This is a genomic window from uncultured Nostoc sp., from assembly GCF_964245575.1.
Taxonomy (GTDB): domain Bacteria; phylum Cyanobacteriota; class Cyanobacteriia; order Cyanobacteriales; family Nostocaceae; genus Nostoc.
Genome location: NZ_CAXTNP010000175.1, coordinates 1 through 17,203, shown reverse-complemented (window position 1 = coordinate 17,203; position 17,203 = coordinate 1). Strand labels below are relative to the sequence as shown.

At 39.7% G+C, this 17,203-nt stretch carries 16 protein-coding genes; 13 read left to right on the top strand and 3 right to left on the bottom strand.

From position 1 onward, the window contains the following. Positions 1-95 precede the first annotated feature (95 nt). Positions 96-755 (top strand): pentapeptide repeat-containing protein, encoded by a 660-nt coding sequence (locus tag ACFFAP_RS24500; protein ID WP_375513656.1) that lies wholly within the window; start codon positions 96-98, stop codon positions 753-755. Between the two features lie 329 nt (positions 756-1,084). Then, a complete protein-coding gene (locus ACFFAP_RS24495) occupies positions 1,085-1,312 on the top strand; it encodes a hypothetical protein (RefSeq protein WP_375513655.1) in 228 nt (75 codons plus the stop codon). 193 nt (positions 1,313-1,505) lie between these two features. Here ACFFAP_RS24495 and ACFFAP_RS24490 read toward each other — a convergent pair whose 3' ends face one another. Together ACFFAP_RS24490 and ACFFAP_RS24485 are read right to left on the bottom strand one after the other, a co-directional pair. Continuing rightward, positions 1,506-2,588 (bottom strand): T3SS effector HopA1 family protein, encoded by a 1,083-nt coding sequence (locus ACFFAP_RS24490; RefSeq protein ID WP_375513654.1) that lies wholly within the window; start codon positions 2,586-2,588, stop codon positions 1,506-1,508. Positions 2,589-2,849: 261 nt separating this feature from the next. Further along, a complete protein-coding gene (locus ACFFAP_RS24485) occupies positions 2,850-4,109 on the bottom strand; it encodes an aminoglycoside phosphotransferase family protein (protein ID WP_375513653.1) in 1,260 nt (419 codons plus the stop codon). 778 nt (positions 4,110-4,887) lie between these two features. Here ACFFAP_RS24485 and ACFFAP_RS24480 point away from each other — a divergent pair. Both ACFFAP_RS24480 and ACFFAP_RS24475 read left to right on the top strand, forming a co-directional pair. Next, positions 4,888-5,148, top strand: coding sequence for a DUF433 domain-containing protein (locus ACFFAP_RS24480; protein WP_375513652.1), 261 nt, complete (start codon positions 4,888-4,890; stop codon positions 5,146-5,148). After that, the gene (locus tag ACFFAP_RS24475) at positions 5,145-5,447 is read left to right on the top strand and encodes a DUF5615 family PIN-like protein (protein WP_375513651.1); all 303 of its coding nucleotides are present in this window, start codon (positions 5,145-5,147) and stop codon (positions 5,445-5,447) included. Before ACFFAP_RS24480 ends, ACFFAP_RS24475 begins: the two co-directional genes overlap by 4 nt. Before the next feature lie 104 nt (positions 5,448-5,551). On the opposite strand, the gene ACFFAP_RS24470 is transcribed toward ACFFAP_RS24475, so the two are convergent. Beyond that, positions 5,552-6,415 carry a transcriptional regulator gene (locus ACFFAP_RS24470; RefSeq protein ID WP_375513650.1) on the bottom strand — a complete coding sequence of 288 codons (864 nt, stop codon included), beginning with the start codon at positions 6,413-6,415 and terminating at the stop codon, positions 5,552-5,554. Between the two features lie 377 nt (positions 6,416-6,792). Here ACFFAP_RS24470 and ACFFAP_RS24465 point away from each other — a divergent pair, with 377 nt between their 5' ends. The 9 genes from ACFFAP_RS24465 (at position 6,793) to cas1d (ending at position 17,175) form a co-directional block, all read left to right on the top strand. Further along, positions 6,793-7,005, top strand: coding sequence for a hypothetical protein (locus ACFFAP_RS24465; protein ID WP_375513649.1), 213 nt, complete (start codon positions 6,793-6,795; stop codon positions 7,003-7,005). Between the two features lie 78 nt (positions 7,006-7,083). Further along, a complete protein-coding gene (locus ACFFAP_RS24460; protein ID WP_375513648.1) occupies positions 7,084-9,543 on the top strand; it encodes a hypothetical protein in 2,460 nt (819 codons plus the stop codon). A 2-nt stretch (positions 9,544-9,545) separates the two neighbouring features. After that, positions 9,546-10,442 carry a hypothetical protein gene (locus tag ACFFAP_RS24455; RefSeq protein ID WP_375513647.1) on the top strand — a complete coding sequence of 299 codons (897 nt, stop codon included), beginning with the start codon at positions 9,546-9,548 and terminating at the stop codon, positions 10,440-10,442. Positions 10,443-10,445: 3 nt separating this feature from the next. After that, positions 10,446-11,270: a hypothetical protein gene (locus tag ACFFAP_RS24450; protein WP_375513646.1), complete on the top strand. Its 825-nt coding sequence runs from the start codon at positions 10,446-10,448 to the stop codon at positions 11,268-11,270. After that, on the top strand, positions 11,263-13,956 hold the full coding sequence (gene cas3 / locus ACFFAP_RS24445; protein ID WP_375513645.1) for a CRISPR-associated helicase Cas3': 2,694 nt from the start codon (positions 11,263-11,265) through the stop codon (positions 13,954-13,956). The genes ACFFAP_RS24450 and cas3 overlap by 8 nt, the downstream gene beginning before the upstream one ends. Positions 13,957-14,026: 70 nt before the next feature. Beyond that, the gene (locus ACFFAP_RS24440; RefSeq protein ID WP_375513657.1) at positions 14,027-14,647 is read left to right on the top strand and encodes a 2OG-Fe(II) oxygenase; all 621 of its coding nucleotides are present in this window, start codon (positions 14,027-14,029) and stop codon (positions 14,645-14,647) included. After that, a complete protein-coding gene (gene cas6, locus ACFFAP_RS24435; protein ID WP_375513644.1) occupies positions 14,637-15,473 on the top strand; it encodes a CRISPR-associated endoribonuclease Cas6 in 837 nt (278 codons plus the stop codon). Before ACFFAP_RS24440 ends, cas6 begins: the two co-directional genes overlap by 11 nt. A 31-nt stretch (positions 15,474-15,504) precedes the next feature. After that, positions 15,505-16,098, top strand: coding sequence for a CRISPR-associated protein Cas4 (gene cas4 / locus ACFFAP_RS24430; RefSeq protein WP_375513643.1), 594 nt, complete (start codon positions 15,505-15,507; stop codon positions 16,096-16,098). Positions 16,099-16,215: 117 nt separating this feature from the next. Further along, the gene (gene cas1d, locus ACFFAP_RS24425) at positions 16,216-17,175 is read left to right on the top strand and encodes a type I-D CRISPR-associated endonuclease Cas1d (protein WP_375513642.1); all 960 of its coding nucleotides are present in this window, start codon (positions 16,216-16,218) and stop codon (positions 17,173-17,175) included. The last annotated feature ends 28 nt before the right edge of the window (positions 17,176-17,203 follow it).

The window sequence follows — 17,203 nt, the reverse complement described above, 5'->3', positions numbered from 1 at the left end:
CCCAATCCCCAATCCCCAATCCCCAATAACAAATGATGCAGCGAATAAATGGCTCCATCACTCATAATTAAGTTGATTGTCCACCAAAATATCGTATGAGCGATCTGGAGCACTACTATAGAGTTTTAGAATTAGAGCCTGGGGCAACACTTGAGGAAGTGAACCAGGCTTACAAAGATTTAGTCTTTGTTTGGCATCCCGATCGCATTCCCAAAGACAATCTCCGTTTACAGCAGAAAGCACAAGACAAGCTGAAAGCTATAAATGAAGCTCGTGAAAAATTGCGTTCTTTAAAAACCAAACATCAAACCAAACATCAAACCACACATCACTCACCGCCACCTCAACAGGAAAAACCATCTGAAACAATCCAGAAACCACCAAAGCAAAACTCAGACTTGAGTGGCAAAGACTACAGTCGGGCAAATTTGAGCAATAAAGACTTGTCTGGCAGAAATCTAAGTTATGCCAATTTGAGTGGTGCTAATCTCAGCGATACTTTTATGCACAAAGTCAACCTCAGAGGAGCGAATTTATCTGAAGCAAATTTATTTCGGGCAAACCTACTTTTAGCGGATCTTAGAGAGGCGAATTTACGCGCAGCTAATTTGATTGGAGCGGATCTCAGTGGGGCCGACTTGCGAGGAGCCGACTTAACGGGAGCGCGGATTCGTTCTGGTGAGCGCCTTCTGGTTAAACTAGTTGGTACTAACTTAGCAGGGGCGATTATGCCTGATGGTTCAATTTATCAATAGCTGAAGCTGCGCTATGACACAGAGTCTGTAAACTACCTACACCGATTTGGAGTACCAAATGTAAAGTAGGCTTTGTCCCAGATTTCGCCGCCTGTCGGAAACTTTTCTTCGTTGTCCCTCCAGCAAGCAATCCCCGGAACTTCAGGGTTGTTTATGGAAACCCCCAAAGCTGCAATGTTTTACGTTAAAAAAATTAACTTTGACAAAAATAGGACTTACGCAAAAGTACACCCTGTAAGGGCAATGCCCTGCCTTAAGCCCTGACGCTCGCGGACTCGCTCATAGCGTTGCTATGCCGAAGGCTTTACGCTGCGCTATCGGGTTCGGGGGTGACGCTCGCGGACTCGCTACCGCTAGCGCTAACGCAAGACGCTCGTTGCGCGGCATCGTCTGCCCTTCTCCCAAAGGGAGAGGCTAGCGCCAAGGGAGAAGACTCGCTACTGCAACGCTTTCGACGGGAACCGCCCGACGCTCGCAAAGTCGCTCATAGCGTTCGTTGCCATGCCGTTGGCGCAGCCTCTCCAAGAGTTGGCTTTACGCTGCGCTATCGCTTTTAGCGTCTCCCGAATCCCTTTGGGAGACGCTAGCACCTGCCGTAGGATGCCCGAACGCGAACAGCGTCTCCTTTAGGAGAAGGGCTGTAGGGAGAAGACTGCGACCCCCTCACCGCTTTGCGTCTACATGAATTGCCCTAAGAAGAAAATAAGGGTTTCGGCTATTGTTTGCGTAAGTCCTGAAAGAGTTTTAGCCTTAACCCAAGTGTATTGGCTTATATATATCCTCAGAACTTGGATTAAGATAAGGACGCTGCAAGTCGATTGTATGGCGTACAAAGTGTTCGTCAATCGTGCTCATCCGCTCCTCCATCGCATTTTTACCTTTTTGCCAAGCTTCCAATAAAGCATTAGCGACTATTTGGCAACGGTTCATCCCAAAACTTTCTTGTGCTGCAAACTTTTGGATTGGTTCTTCGGCTAAACCTAACCCTGGTGCTAAAAATTTTGTAAACAAGGGAATTTCCGGCTGGAAATAGGATTGATTTTCTAAATAAACAGTCTGAAGGATTGTGCGAATTGCTGGATAGTCGGGGAGTTCAAAGTAGAGTAGCCCCGAATCATAGCGTCCGTATGCACTGGGATTGTGAAGAACCTGAAAGCTAAAGGGAATCGAGACTGCATTCAATTGCAGTGTCAGACTTTCCATGAGAGCGATCGCACCAGATGGCGTAAAGTTAAAGTAAATTCGCCCTGCTCCCAAATCAGCATCGGGCTTACTTTGCCGTTCCTGTCCGACATTGCTAACTGCCAAGTAACAGCCATTTTGCATTCTATTTTTGGGCATCCAAATTGCTACCATATCACCCACTTTGGTAGATTTCTTGCTGGATTTTAGATGGCAGTCTGGCTCAACATAAAGTGTTAAACCGCCTTTAGTCACCGCCATAGTACCATCAGGTTCTTTCCGCAACACCTGCCATTGGGGGTCAAAGTAACCTATGCCGTGATTACTGGCGTGCAATTGCTCGTAAAAGTCCCAATCAATTTCCAAAATGGAATTATCTGCTAAATTCTGCTTCGGCGTATCAGTATTGACTGCTAAAGTACTTTGTAGAGAGCCATTGTAATAGATTCCATAGAGAAAGTTTCGCAGCAATAGAGTGAGATATTTATGTTGTAAATCTACAGAATTGTGCTGAAATCTCTCGGCTATTTTACTCGGCAGAGCGAAGGGTTGATAATTAGGATGATAAATACAAAAATTAGACTCAATCTGGATATTCTTAGCAATGTCGAATAGAGAAGTTAGCGGTTGATTGATAGAGTAATTTAGCATTAATCCATTTATAAATTAAACTGGAAAATCCAAAATTATAAAAACCCTCTGGGGCAAAAATTCTCGAAAAGCTATGATATGGCAATACGCAGAAAAATTCAAAATTTCGTAAAAATTTAAAAGTCAATAGTCAGAATATACCAATAATATAAATTCGAGTATGATTAGTATCTTCATCAAATTTACTACTGATTTTTTAACTATTCTGACTCCTGAATTCTGACTCCTGAATTCTTCTTCAAATTGTTCTGCTCCCTGCCATTAACAACCGTGAAGCCGAGTTTTTTCGTAATAAATGCGAAGTAACTGCTGCTGTTTTCCAGGTTGAGGAAGTTTATGGATTTTTGCCACAGGATTCAGAATTTCTGACTCTGATATCCCAAAAATTGTCAATACAGCTTGCTGCGGCATAGTGAGTAAACTTTTAGCCACTTCGAGCATACAGATGTCAGCATTATTAAAGGATTTTCGGTAGGTAATCATATCCTGAATTTGATGAATTAGTGCTAGCCCCGCAAACTGGATAACTCGCACAATAAAGTCACTGCGGTATTCTAAAATCATCGGGAAAGCATTTAGATAACCCCTAATTAGGGCAATGATTGAAGGTTGTAAACTCTCCAACGGTGTCAATGCTAAATGTAGAGATTCTTCTAACTCAATGGTGGGGTCTACTACGAGGCTATGGAGCCAAATTTCTAAATAGCTTGCTAGTAAAGTACCTAAATCGAAGGCGGGATCTCCCCAAGAACAAGCATCCCAATCAATTAGTCGTACTAGGCAATTGTCTAGTTTCTCCCACCTGGAATGAACCAAAATGTTGTTCAATTTCAGGTCGTTGTGAGTCAAGCAGCAAGGATTCCAGCCGTATGCTAAATCTGCGATCGCTGATTCCAAACTCTCCGATTGCTGGTATAGTAGATAAAATTTCAGCGCATCCGTGGGAACCGTCCCAAAAATCTCCGGCCCAATTGACTCTACCCCTTGCGCCGGATTGTAAAAGCCATAGCGAAACTCTCCTTGGGGAGCAGTTGCCATAAAATCCTTATATTCTCGGCGGTTATAGGTTGCGCGATGCAGTCTTGCTAAAGTAGTGCCGATCGCAGTGGCAATTTCTTGCGGGAAAAGATCATTGTTATGGTATAATGTCGCAAGCTCCAGATAATCACCTAAGTAGTTGCGGACAAGGATAGAATTTTCTTCGTCAAAATGCACTACCAATGGTGCGTAGTTTACCGCCGTAGGCATCGCAGAAATATTGCCAAGAACTGGAAACTGCTGGAGCAACTGATGAAATAGCCACTCCTGAAACAATTCATGGGGCGCGGCGTCATTGTTGTTAACGTTACGTTCTTGTTTAATGAGCAGTTTCCGATTATCTGCTAGAGTCACTAGTAAACCGAAATTGTTCTTACTACTTCCTGGCAACTCAGATTTATCTGATGCGTCATCTTCTGAGCTACACAGTCCCGCTTCTAGCAGATACTGGATAACATTATGAGAAGACAGTGATAATACCATGTATTATTTCCTACTTCATTAAATTACTTAAACTTGTACTTAGCAGTTGTCGGTAGATAGTGAATAACAATAGAGATTTGTACAATCTACTAATATCCCATATTTGGGATAAAAACCTGCCAAAATGACACCAAATCCTTTACAATTGCTTTAAAATTCGCTCCTAGATACCGTGGCATCTTTACACTTTGTCAGCATAGTTACTTAGATACATCTAAAGCAAGTTTTGTGGTAGAAGCCCATTGATGTAGCTGCATCTTCAGGTTCGTAGTGCAGAAGCATCCCCAGTAAAAAACTGATTGGCGGCAGATGTTGTTTGATGTTCAGTAGTCATCTTGAAAGCAGCGAAGAATTTCAGTAATCCTTCGTGCTAGGAAGCATGGCATTCAACGCTATTATTTTTATTTATCACCCCAAAGCTAAATAAACCGGAATTTTTAAGCAATTAGTAATTATTTTTTTCTTTAATTTTCAGAATTTTTGTCTGGAAACCTTGCTATTACGTCATTTGTCTTACTTAAGTATTGTAGATGACTATAGGCGATCGCAGATAATGGCTACATGAGTGCATCTTATGGAAGTGTACTTTTGTCAAGGATGTTAGAGGAGTTGCAAATAAAAGACCTCTAAGAAGGTTTTGCTACGTAAAACCGTCCCTCTCCGAGTCGGAGAGGGGAAGAGTTGAAGGAAAGTTTAAGGTTGGGAGATTGGCATTGGAAGCCAAAGGAAGATGAAGGATGGATATGTTAGAACTACAGGCTATTAGAGGTAAAGCTGTATGAGTAACAATGATTTGCTTTCTCGCATTTCCATCGATCCGAACATTTGTTTTGGTAAACCTTGCATTCGCGGACATCGGATTTGGGTTTCTCTAATCTTGGACTATTTAGCTGGTGGTACAACAATTGAAGAAGTTCTTGAAGCTTATCCAAGTATAGAAAGAGAAGATGTGCTGGCTTGTATCGCCTATGGTGCAGAGATGGCGCGGGATGTTTTTGTGGAACTTCCTTTGACAAAAAAAAAGGAAGCAAATGCGTGAAATTAAAGCTAGATGAAAATATCGACTTGCGGGTTGTAACTTTATTGCAATTAGCAGGACACGATGTTGCAACAGTACTAGGACAAGGTTTAAGTTCTGCACCCGACCCTGAAGTTATTGATGTTTGTCGCCGTGAAGGTAGATGTTTAGTTAGTTGCGATCGCGGTTTCGGAAATCGTTTAAAATACAATCCTTCTGACTATTCAGGAATTGTGATTATTCGCTTACCTTCTCATCCTAATTTTGCATTTTGGCAAGAAGCAATAGAGACACTGATTGAGGGGCTAAATGCCGCATAAGTAACTGGGAAGTTGTGGATTATTCAGAGGGGAAGCATTCAGGAATATCGACCGATTGAGCCAGATGTTTAGGAGGACAGGCTTTCCGTCCTACCCCACAAGATTTAACTCCTGGTTTCGATATCGTATAAATTGCATAGGGTGAGGAGTTTTTGTTTGAGGCGATCGCGCAGACTTTCAGGTGATACAATCACGCAATCTTCCCAATAACGTGCAACTTCTCGAATCAGCCAAAAGTCGTTGACAACCCCTCGCACCACTTGACGCACATCCCCGATCATTTCGTCTTCTAAGTCATCTTCCCTACGTTGATAAGACTTTACCATCCAGCCTCGAAACTGTAAGTACACTTTCAGGTAATCTAATCCCTCTCGCCATTCGCCGCTTGCAGGTACAATTGAGCGGATTTTATCAAAGATTAAATTGCGGTTGTGCCAAAGTTCTGGCAAATCAGGAATCAAATTTTCTACATCCTCTGTTTCTTCACACCAAATCATTAAATAAAAGCGTGTATCAAAGAAGCGTGGTTCTGCATAACGTACTGTGTACTGTAGTTCTTGCCCTTGGGAATTTTCATAAAGCAGGTAAAAAGGCTGTTGATTTTGCCTATATTCATTTATTTGACTTCGCCATGCTTGTACGAGTTTACTTGCTTGCTTGAGTAAAGATTGGCGCATTGCTGCATCTAAATTTCCCCGTTCCAGTAAAAGTGTAATTACAGTTTGAGCTTCGCCAATACGACCTGCATCGCTTAAAGCTTTAATTGCCTGTTGTAAACCATTAACTTGGTTAGAGTCAAGTGTAAAGGGCTTTCCGACCTCTACAGATTGTTGTGCGATCGCTACTATTAAGCCCGAAATACTGGGTTCTTTGCCCCAAGTGATATTGAGGCGGCGGGCGATCGCTTCTAGTTGTTCCTTAGTTCCTGGTGGAATTGATAGTGTAATCGTTTCTTTTTTTCTCGGCATTAACAAAAACGTACTTGCAATTTTAAAATATCTATGTCAATATCTAAATTGTAAATGCAATTAAAGGTTTATTCTTAAATGCAGTGACAAAAATGGAGGTATAAAAAAAGCCAGAGCAACGCTCTAGCTTGAAAGCCCTGATAGGGATTAGTTTTGAATAGAAGGGAAACCTTCAACCTCTATAATCTATATCCTGTAAATTTCAATCCCTGATAAGGGATTAGGGTAATTTAGAGGCTAATAGATATTATAGTCCAAAAGAGGCTTTGTTAATCTATATCTGTAAGACAATAAAAATTTATGGTAGTGTTAAATATAACCGGAGGTAAATCCAGTTATATCCTTTAAACTCGCAATTTCAAGGGTAACACAGCTAGATGACCTCCGGCGATTTTCCTGTGGCTAGAGGAGGTGAATGTATGGACTGCGATCCTAATCAGATCGCAAGGAAGATAGCCCAGTATCAGGATGAGATAGATGACTTCACAATGCAAATCCAAAAGCGTAGGCGATGGATTGCAGAGTTGATGTGTCTTTGGATCTGTGATGACGAGGGTAACGTAATTTCTTTTGCTAACTGGAACTTCTAGTTTCAGAAGGTTATAACTGTTGGGAGTGGGTATATCAAAACCTACTCCTGCAAATAGAATTTGCTTAAAATTAAAATCATGAACACGGCTGTTAACCTGAAGATATTAACAGCTGCGCTTGCTGCGAAAGTGCCTCTACCAAATTCCAAGGCTTTAATTTCGATATTAGCAAGTAAAGCTGAGACATTTGCTATTGCATCACAGTTTGACTCACCTTGGCTTAAGCGGGAGTTAAGTTTAGCCAAGCCAAATCGAACGATCAAAGTATTGCTACAGCTTGAGTTGGATGGACATAAAGTAATTTACCAAGATCAAGAAATTGGGAAAGTTAAGATTCTCTACAAATGTCCTTTACCTGGTGAGTTGCAAGCAAGGTTAGCAACAAAAAGCGCAGTTGACCGATTTTTGGAATACTTGCAAAAGCTGCATCAAATTGTAGTGCTTGATGAAAGCGATTACCATGTGAGAGTTTTCATTCCCGATAAGCAAATACCTGGCTTTGCAGAACTTTGGAAAGAGTTTCTAGAAAAAGTGGCTTTTTCTGCTTATGGAAATACTAAACATCAATTACCAGGGTTAGTGCAGACTTTCATTCAGATGCTAAATTCGGTAACTCTCTCTGGACGAGGATTTAGCACTTTAGATGTACCAATTTTGACTAAAGAGCAATCAAATGTGTTAGCAGCTTGGTACTACGCTGTTATACGTGATGTAGGAGAACGTCAAAACAACCGTCAAAGGCAGATTGATGCATTAGAAAAAGAACTTGCTGAATCTGATTTGGATGAGAAAACGCACAAATCCAAAATAAAAGAGTTGCAAGACAAGAAAACAATGCAAATTAAGGAAGCTGATAAATATACTGAATATTTCCGAAAATCTTTTGGTAAAAGCTTAGAAGAGCAAAATGCTGCATGGCAAGAGTTGGAACAGATAGAAGCTCAACTATCGGGAGCGAAGCTGACTAAATCAGAACATAAAAAACTGCAAAAGCAACAAGAAAAGCTTAGGGTAGAAGTCGTTTTTAGCTCAAATTCGATTCAGCAAAAGTTGCAAATATTTAATAAATCGAGAGGAGAAACTTTTGAGTTTATTAAACAAGATGAAGAAAAGAATCCTGAAAAGTTTTGTGAAATTAGTAGAATTTCCAAAAACTTTACAAAAACTGCAACAGACCAAATTAACTCAACTCGTGGTGATATTTTTACTCAATGTATCTCTGAGATGTATCGGTTGCTAGAAATTCATTCAAACGATCCATTACCGCAACCTTTACTGACAGAAGAAGCAATTTTAGGGGAAATGCGATCACCTGGAGATGATAGTAAAGAATTTTGCTATTCATGCGGTGTAGCACTAAAGCGAAAAACTGCAAGATGGCAAGTTCTTAGATTCATGTTTGAGCGACCTTCTCAGCGTCGTCAATCAGCATCAAGTGAGGGTAGACCTTATATTTGTGCTTCCTGTTCTGCATTAGCATTTGCTTCCCCACTTAAAGTTACAGATGAAAGTATTATCTTGCAACTTGAAGCTGCTGATAGAAATGTTGCATCAGAATTAAAAGCTAAAGACTATATCAGAATGTTGACTAATAAAGAGTTACATCTGAGTGCGGGTCGCTATATAGTTTTAGCCTCAGACCGCACAAATGGAGGTGAAATAGCAGCTAAAAAACTAGGTCAAGTTCAGTATGCTCTAGCTAAAGTAGCTTTTATATTTCCGTTAGAAGTTATTGCAGACTTCAACTTTTTGTTAATTAGTCAAGGTAGTGAACCAATCCCTTTGTTAAGCAGACACTTAATTTTTATTAAAGGCTTAATGGAGAGCTACAGCCAGTCAATAATTATAGCTGGTAAAGATATCAATATGAATTTAGGGGATGCTATACGTTATGTACAGCAAGACTTACCCTACTTGGCAGATTACACTCTTACAAAAGTTGCTAAGGCTACTAACTATTTAAAGTTAGAGCATATTCGTGAAATTTACTGGAAGATATTACAAAAAGACTTGGAATTAAAAGGAGGTTCTATGCGCTCAGATAATCAACTCTTAAAAAGAGCAAATTTATACAGAGATGTAGCTGCTTTAACTGGTTTAACTTATGCTTTTGCTAATTCTCTGGAAAGTACAGCAAAAAAAGCAATGAAACCAGAAGAGGCAGAGCGGGAAGTCAGCAAAATAATTGAAAAAGTCGATGATGCAGTTGCTTTCTGCTATTACGCCACTCTAGGAGATAAAGAAAAAACTAGCGTAGAAGCTAGACTCTGGAAAAATCCAGATAATGACTTCATATATGAACAAACCAACAAATTATTAAAGGAATTAGAAATTTCAGGACGAGAAGAAAAAGATGATTCAGGCAAAACTTGGCTCAAACTTTATGCTGATGATGTTTTGAAAGCTTATGCACACTTCGCGGAGAATGGCTACTCTCAAGATAAAGATTGGAAAGATTTGACGTATCAACTTAAACTTTCTCTTTACACACGCTTTCCTGAATTAGTTCGCAAACTTAAATCAAATAGTGAGAAATAATTATGGCTACTGGACTTCCCAAGACTGATGATAACAAGCCACGTTTACACTTTGATATTTATGCCATTCTAGAAGGTTCTCAAGAACTTTATTTTGGGCATGAGGTACAGGTAAATGTAAACTTAGTTGAAACAGTGAAGTTAAAGATTAAAGATGCACTTTCAACCGAACCCCGCTCAATCGAAAAATGCTATCTTTCTCCAACAAAAAGAAAAGGTGTAGAACGGCGTTGCTTGATTTGGGCACCAGTCAAAACAGGTGAACTACTCGGTGATAGAGAACAGTGTGGTATCCCTAAAACCTGCGCTCTACCAAGTTGTCCTATCTGTGGGACTTATGGCGGTTTGATTGCTGGACAAAAAACTTTGATCGGTCGTGTTACACACGGTGGTGGTGTGGCCGTACAGGAAATTTATCCTGTAGAAAAGCAACGAGCTATGCACCCTGCGCTTATAGCTAATCAATTAACTAACAAAGAAGATAAGCCGATACCTTTTAAGCGAGAGTACAACCAGCCAGGTATTCTGTATCCAGTATCTAACCACGGATTGAGTATAACTGACAAAGATTTTGCTTCTGTTGGCTATGCTTTTCTAGATTCTTTACCTCGCATTGGTTCTGGTAATCCGAAGGGAATTGCGATCGCAGAATCTAGCGAACATCAACCATTGCTAGTTGTAGATCGCTACCTTGTACCAAAACGTAAACGTCCAATTGTATCTCCTGCTATCAACAATCCTGAAGAAGCGATCGCAGAATTTATCAGACTTTCTAGAAAACCTGAAGATGCAACTGACCACATTCAAGAAACACATTTTGAGCGGTGGATTGGTGATGCGGCTTTAGAAAAATTGCAGGAATATTCTAGCAACTTCGTTGACAACGTTTTACAGGCATAAGTCATGTACTGCCTCAAATTCACAATTCAGCCAACGGCAGCGATGACATTTCGCATCCTGCCTGGGTCAATTCTTAACATTGCAACTTATCCTTTTGTACCACCAACTACTCTATCTGGATTTTTACGCAGACTCGGTATGATGAGCGTCGAGCTAGAGATTCCTGAGACTCGCGTGAACAACGAAAATCCACCAATTTATGCTCTACCACCTATTTATATAGCTTTAGGTGCATACCCAGTTTCAGGAAAATGGAGCGGAGTACATCGGACTTATCGAAAAGGAATGCGAGAGTTTAACCATGATTCTTTCTCCAGGCTTTACTTGGCTGAAGACAAGGCAAATTTTCAACTTCACACATGGGAATATTTCATTGCAGAAGAATTAGTTGGTTATGTAATCAGCGAATCTAAAGCAGGTCTAGAATACTTTCAAAAATTGGAAGGCTACGGCTGTAAATTAGGTAAAGAAGGCTATGCCGTAGTTAAAGAAGTTTCAGAATTAATTGAGATGGAACGTCAAACAATTGCGGCTAACCCATCAACAATTGTCCCAATCGAAGACTTATTACAAAGCAATTACTTTATTAAAGGTTGCGATATCTATAACCTGTATCGCTACAACTGGTCAGCTAATACCCAACCTGTGTCTGAAAGGGAGGGTTTTCTAGATCACAACCCCACTCAGGTAAATGGCTTTGTCCCTTTTGTTACTGCCTATTTTGCTCATCCAATTGGTGATCCTCCAACTTTAGATTATTACACCAACGGAAAAATTCATATTCCTGTATCTCTCATAAATCTGTTGAAAGGAGAAGTTTATGTCTAAGTCCAAGCATCAGCATCCTCTTGATTTTGGTCGAGTCTTTTTCCCAGATAAAACTAATCCAGTTCCCGATGTAGTTTACTTTCAACCACTGGGAAACCATGTTGCTAATGTCAGAAAGCTAATCAAATCTTGGAAAACAAATTACTTTTCTGGTGCAAATATAGAGGAAAAACAAAAATCTAAAAAACGAGTAGACGAAGGAGCAAGAGTTCACGACAGAGGAAAACCTAACAAATTTAAAATTGAGGGAAAAATCATTAAAGAAGGAAAATTTAAAGAATACATATACTCATTCAAAGGTCATCGTTTTGAAGCAGTTAGCTCTGATGAATGGGCGCAATGTTTAGCCGTAGGGCATCATGATTTTTCTGTTGGTGATATTTGCCGTGATGCCTACAAACTGAGAAAACAGTCAACAGATTATGCCGATATTTTGGCTGAAGATATTCTAGCTTATGCACAAGAACTATACATTTTGGAAATGTGCGACCAAATTGAAGCTGAATTAGCCTGTCGTGTAATTGGAAACGATGAGCAAGCAGATTCTCGTGCATTTATGGATTATACTACTGCCAAGCTAAACGATTTTAATTACTTAATTGATCCTTATCCCTTTGAAGATAGCTCGATTTCCTTATCTTTTGCCTATTGGTCAATGAAGGTGAGTCAATCAGACAAGGATGAACTGCAAAAATATTTTGACAAAAATGAACATTATAAGTTAGGTACTTTACTGGATAAAATTGCTAGGAACTGGTGGCAGTCTCAGCAAGGAAAACCTGAAAAATCAGAGCCTAAATCAATTACCTTGATTTACTATAAATCAGATGATAACTTAAAAAATTGGAATTACAACTCTATTTATAAGGTACTGGGAGGAGAAAATTTTGTTCCTAATCCTATGCAAAGGGAAGTATTTAAAGCTATAGCTAATAATGACCATCCAGCAGTTATGCTGAAATCTCCTACGGGTTCTGGTAAAATGGAAGCTATTTTATTTCCAGCATTAGCGAGAGGATATCGTCTGTTTCTGCCTTTACCTGCTCGTAGTTTATTAGAAGACCAGAAAGAGAGAATTGAGAAATATCTGAAGAAATTTTCAAAATTACAACCAGAACGTGAAATATCTCTGGTTGTGGACACAGGAGCGCAGATGTACAGATGGGTTTATCGCAATGGGGAAGATATCACTTCTACACTAAATATCAATTCTCGCCGTCATCTATATAAAGGGGATGTTATATTAACAACCCTGGATAAGTTTCTATATCGTTATTTTGCTTTTGGTGATAAACAAAAGTCTTTTATTTTCCCTTTAAGGATTCATCGAGAAAAAACTTTAATTTGCTTTGATGAGGCTCATACTTATGATGAAATATCATTTACGAACTTTCAAAGCTTAGTCAAATCTCTCTATGAAGCCGGACGCTCTCTCGTTTTAATGACAGCTACTATGCCAATAGAGCATTATGAGCGATTTAACTATTTATCTTTAATTGATTTTGTAGATAATTATGACTATTTAGAAGAACTCAATCAATTTCAGCAACAAACCTTAAAGCAACCTCATCTCAATAAAAAAGCTTTTGAATGGCATAGTCATCTTAAACGTGACCAAGATAATCCTGAAGTGTTCCAAAATGAGATTGCAAAAATTATTCTTAAGGAATGGCAATTAAAAGCTAATCGCCGAATTATTGCTGTAGTTGAAACTGTTAAAGACACAGCAGCTATTTACCAGTATTTAATTAAAAACTTTGGTTCAAATACTGATGTTTTGGGACAATTTATATTTCTATATCATGGTAGAATTGCCGACCAGATTAGGCCAATTATCTACAAACAAATACAAGAACGGGATGCAAACAGTCAGCCTTATATTTTGGTTACAACCAGTGCAATAGAAGTTGGTTGTGACTTGAATGCTGAGGTGCTGATATCCCAAATTTGCCCACCTGAGAATTTGATTCAGAGAGCAGGACGCTGTAACCGTAAAGGAAATATTTCAGATGCAAAAGTAATTTTAGTAGGTGATGAAATTCCTGATTTTGCCAATACCTTAGATGATTTTGGATGGCAAAAATATCAAAAAAATCTCCAATCATTAGAAGATTTTGATGCTCAAATAATTGCTAAATGTATTTCTATAACCCAACAAATAGATGATTATCGAGTAGTAGAACTTTTTTCAATGCTGCATGACTATGTTTATGGGGCAGATTTAACTTCTCAACCCGCTCATGAAAAGGGTTTAGTAATTACTCGTAGCTGGAAGCCATCATCAACATTGATTTATCTTTATAAAGATGAAAATGGCAACCAACAAAAACATAAGGTAACAGTTCCTATTGATCGTCTAATCAAAAACCAAAATAATCAATATGCTAATACCTATGTTTATGAGCATTATTACAATTATGAAAATACACAATGGGAGTCAAGAGATTTAGGGTGGGGTTCTGCGTACTCAAAAGATATATTTATTGAAATTTCAGCCAATAACCAAGGTGCAGGTACGTTTGATTGTAAAGATGAATATCCGTACAATCCAGAATTTGGTTTTGTTGAACTACCAGGAGTTTTTATTAAACTAAAAACATCTGACTTTGAGGAAAAGTTACTTTACCAGCATAATGACAAGAAATCGTCAATCATAACATATACAAAATCTTTAAATACTGATTAGTTCTTAACCTACTTTCCTCTGTGCTATTTAACATGATGACTTCTTGAACTATTCTCCCACTACATCCATCGTGAAACACTATCAACAACAAACCAACGCCTTCCCCAGCGATTACCTAAACAACTTGTGGGGAGAAATCCAAGCTTGTCCTTACTTTGCGATCAACAACCTCAACCGCGATTTTGTCGCCACTAAAGGATTTTCTGTCGTATTTCAGCGTTCTGGATTAGCAAAAGTAGAACAGCAGTTTCCCTACTTCAAGCCTTACCTAGATTTGGCTCTCCAGCCGAATTGTAATGCTTTTTACCTCAATCCTTTACAACTAAAGGAAGGCTCCCGCGTCGATCCGCACATTGATCGCTCCTTGCGTTCCTACTCCAAAACCATTGAACCACCTGCGGTTGTCAGCGTCCTCTATGTGCGAGTACCTCCCGATATGGAAGGGGGAGAACTGGTATTGCGATCGCACAAACGCCAACTTGGGCAAATTAAGCCCCAATTCAATACTTTAGTTTATTTTCAAGGTGATTTAACCCATTCGGTTAACGCTGTTAAAACCCCAGGAAATCGCTTAAGTTTAGTTTGTGAACAGTATAGTTTGAGTGAAGCTGAACTCCAGGAAATTCCTGAGTTCACTGTAGAGTCAAGAAGCACTCAGTCTCCAACCAAAAAGAGAAAGTATGCCTCATAGTTTAGTGTTGAATTTGCTACCTCAATCGCCTATTCCCCCACAGTTTCTCACAGGTAGACATCTCCACGCCCTATTTTTAACCCTCGTTAGTTCTGTAGATACCACATTGGGCGATCGCTTGCACGATTCCACTGCTGACAAAGCTTTCACCCTCTCCCCTCTACAAATTAATTCCCCCCTTTTGAAGGGGGGTAGGGGGGGATCTAAATTGCAATACTCACATCAACAACCCATTTCCGCCGGAACTCCTTGTTGGTGGCGCATCTCCTTATTAGATGACACTCTATTTGGCAAACTTACTCAACTCTGGCTAAATCTTAATCCCAATCGCCCTTGGCATCTTGGCCCGGCTGACTTGTATATTACCAGCATTCAAGGCACACCCCAATCTATTCAACCTTGGGCAAATGCCACTACTTACGCTCAATTATACGAAGAAGCTAGCGACCGCAATTTTTCCATTAACCTTAGCTTCTGCACGCCTACCGCCTTCCGTCAAGGACAGTATGATACTACCCTTCCTACCAGAGAATCTGTGTTTAATTCCCTACTTTCGCGGTGGAATAAATACAGTGGTATAGAATTTTCTCAGATTGCGATCGAGTCAATATTTCCCTCATTTGTCAATATTCACACAGAAATATTAGCCGACTCCCGCAGCAAATTCATTGGCATTATTGGCGAAGTTACCTATAAGATTTTAGGAGAAATTGAACCAATCCAATTTAAGCAAATCAATGCCTTAGCTGACTTTGCTTTATATAGTGGTGTCGGGAGAAAAACAACTATGGGCATGGGAATGACTCGGCGGTTGTATTCTCCCTAATTTCAATAATCATTTAAAAACTACCTAAGTTATGAATCAAACTGAATATATTTCCATTGCGGCATTGAATCAATATGCCTATTGTCCGCATCGTTGTTGGCGGATGTTTTGTGCAGGGGAGTTTAACGACAATCAATACACAATTGAAGGCACTACATTACACGATCGCGTCCACACGACAGGCGATTTACAACGAGGAGAAACTTGGCAGATTCGAGCAATTTGGCTAAAGTCTGAGCAATACAAACTCATCGGCAAATCTGATTTGATTGAAGCAGAATCAGGTCAAGTTTATCCAGTGGAATATAAACGCGGACGCAAAGGTGAATGGGATAACGATGAGTTGCAAGTTTGTGCCCAAGCTTTATGTTTGGAAGAGATGACAGGACAAGCTGTTATTACTGGATATATCTATTATGCCCACTCCCATCAACGGCAATTAGTAGAGATTAATGCAGAGTTACGGCAAAGTGCGATCGCTACTATTGAATCTGTTACAAATCTCCTAGAAACAGGAGCAATGCCAAAACCAGTTTACAGCAAACGCTGCCAAGGATGCAGTCTTTATTCGCAATGTTTGCCCAAAGCAACTGATAAAGTCAAAAGTTATCAAGAAGTAAATTAAATTATACTCCAATACAGTTTAGATAAGCCCAAAAACATGATATAGCGACGCGATTTATCGCGTCTTAAAAGATAAATTATCTACTCAAGCACAAATTATTACTAGGAATAATCAAAAATGGGAACACTTTACGTAACACAAGCCGATGCTTTTATCGGTAAAGTTGACGAACGCCTTACCGTAAAAGCGGAACAAAAAACAATCTTGGATATCCCTTTAATTAAACTAGAAGGAATTGTAGTACTAGGACGAGCTACTATTTCTCCCGCCGTCGTCAGTGAACTTTTAGAACGTCACATTTGTTTAACATTTCTCACACAAAACGGACGATATTTAGGACGTTTAGAACCAGAAGTTACCAAAAATATCTTTGTTCGTAAAGCCCAATGGCAAGCTATAGGAGAATCAGAACCAGCAATACATTTAGTTAAAGGATTTGTACGGGGTAAACTGAAAAATTACCGCCATAGCTTACTTCGCACTCAGCGAGAACATCCTGATACCGACCTGAATAATAATATCACTCGATTGGAAAATGCGATCGCACCAATCGAAAACACAAACAATATTGATTCTCTCAGAGGCTTAGAAGGTGCTGGTAGTGCAGCTTATTTTGGTTGCTTTCAACAGCTAATTAAAACCTCAGAATTTCAATTTGAAGCCAGACGCCGCCGCCCACCAACCGATCCAGTTAATGCTCTACTGAGCTTTGGGTATTCATTGCTACGTCATGACGTGCAAAGTGCTTTAAATATTGTTGGCTTCGATCCCTATCTAGGATACTTACACGTCGAGCGTTATGGTAGACCTTCCCTAGCCTTAGACTTGATGGAAGAATTTCGTCCTTTAATAGTGGATGCTGTAGTGTTGTCGCTGATTAACAAGCGATCGCTAACCCTAACTGACTTTACCACCGAACCGCTCAGTGGTGCTGTGTCTTTAACCAAAGAAGGATTGCATACATTTCTTGGCGCCTACGAACAAAAGAAACAATCGAGTTTCAAGCATCCAGTCATGGGAAACAAATGCACCTACCAAGAATCCTTTGAAATTCACTCTAGTGATTTGAGAGCTTAAAAACTTGAGTGCATATTTTCAGATGCCC

Excerpts from the sequence above, each read along its gene's own strand:
- ACFFAP_RS24500 (WP_375513656.1), top strand. The coding sequence starts at position 96 with ATGAGCGATCTGGAGCACTACTATAGAGTTTTAGAATTAGAGCCTGGG.
- ACFFAP_RS24490 (WP_375513654.1), bottom strand. The coding sequence starts at position 2,588 with ATGCTAAATTACTCTATCAATCAACCGCTAACTTCTCTATTCGACATT.
- ACFFAP_RS24485 (WP_375513653.1), bottom strand. The coding sequence starts at position 4,109 with ATGGTATTATCACTGTCTTCTCATAATGTTATCCAGTATCTGCTAGAA.
- ACFFAP_RS24480 (WP_375513652.1), top strand. The coding sequence starts at position 4,888 with ATGAGTAACAATGATTTGCTTTCTCGCATTTCCATCGATCCGAACATT.
- ACFFAP_RS24470 (WP_375513650.1), bottom strand. The coding sequence starts at position 6,415 with ATGCCGAGAAAAAAAGAAACGATTACACTATCAATTCCACCAGGAACT.
- ACFFAP_RS24465 (WP_375513649.1), top strand. The coding sequence starts at position 6,793 with ATGACCTCCGGCGATTTTCCTGTGGCTAGAGGAGGTGAATGTATGGAC.
- ACFFAP_RS24460 (WP_375513648.1), top strand. The coding sequence starts at position 7,084 with ATGAACACGGCTGTTAACCTGAAGATATTAACAGCTGCGCTTGCTGCG.
- ACFFAP_RS24455 (WP_375513647.1), top strand. The coding sequence starts at position 9,546 with ATGGCTACTGGACTTCCCAAGACTGATGATAACAAGCCACGTTTACAC.
- ACFFAP_RS24450 (WP_375513646.1), top strand. The coding sequence starts at position 10,446 with ATGTACTGCCTCAAATTCACAATTCAGCCAACGGCAGCGATGACATTT.
- cas3 (WP_375513645.1), top strand. The coding sequence starts at position 11,263 with ATGTCTAAGTCCAAGCATCAGCATCCTCTTGATTTTGGTCGAGTCTTT.
- cas6 (WP_375513644.1), top strand. The coding sequence starts at position 14,637 with ATGCCTCATAGTTTAGTGTTGAATTTGCTACCTCAATCGCCTATTCCC.
- cas4 (WP_375513643.1), top strand. The coding sequence starts at position 15,505 with ATGAATCAAACTGAATATATTTCCATTGCGGCATTGAATCAATATGCC.
- cas1d (WP_375513642.1), top strand. The coding sequence starts at position 16,216 with ATGGGAACACTTTACGTAACACAAGCCGATGCTTTTATCGGTAAAGTT.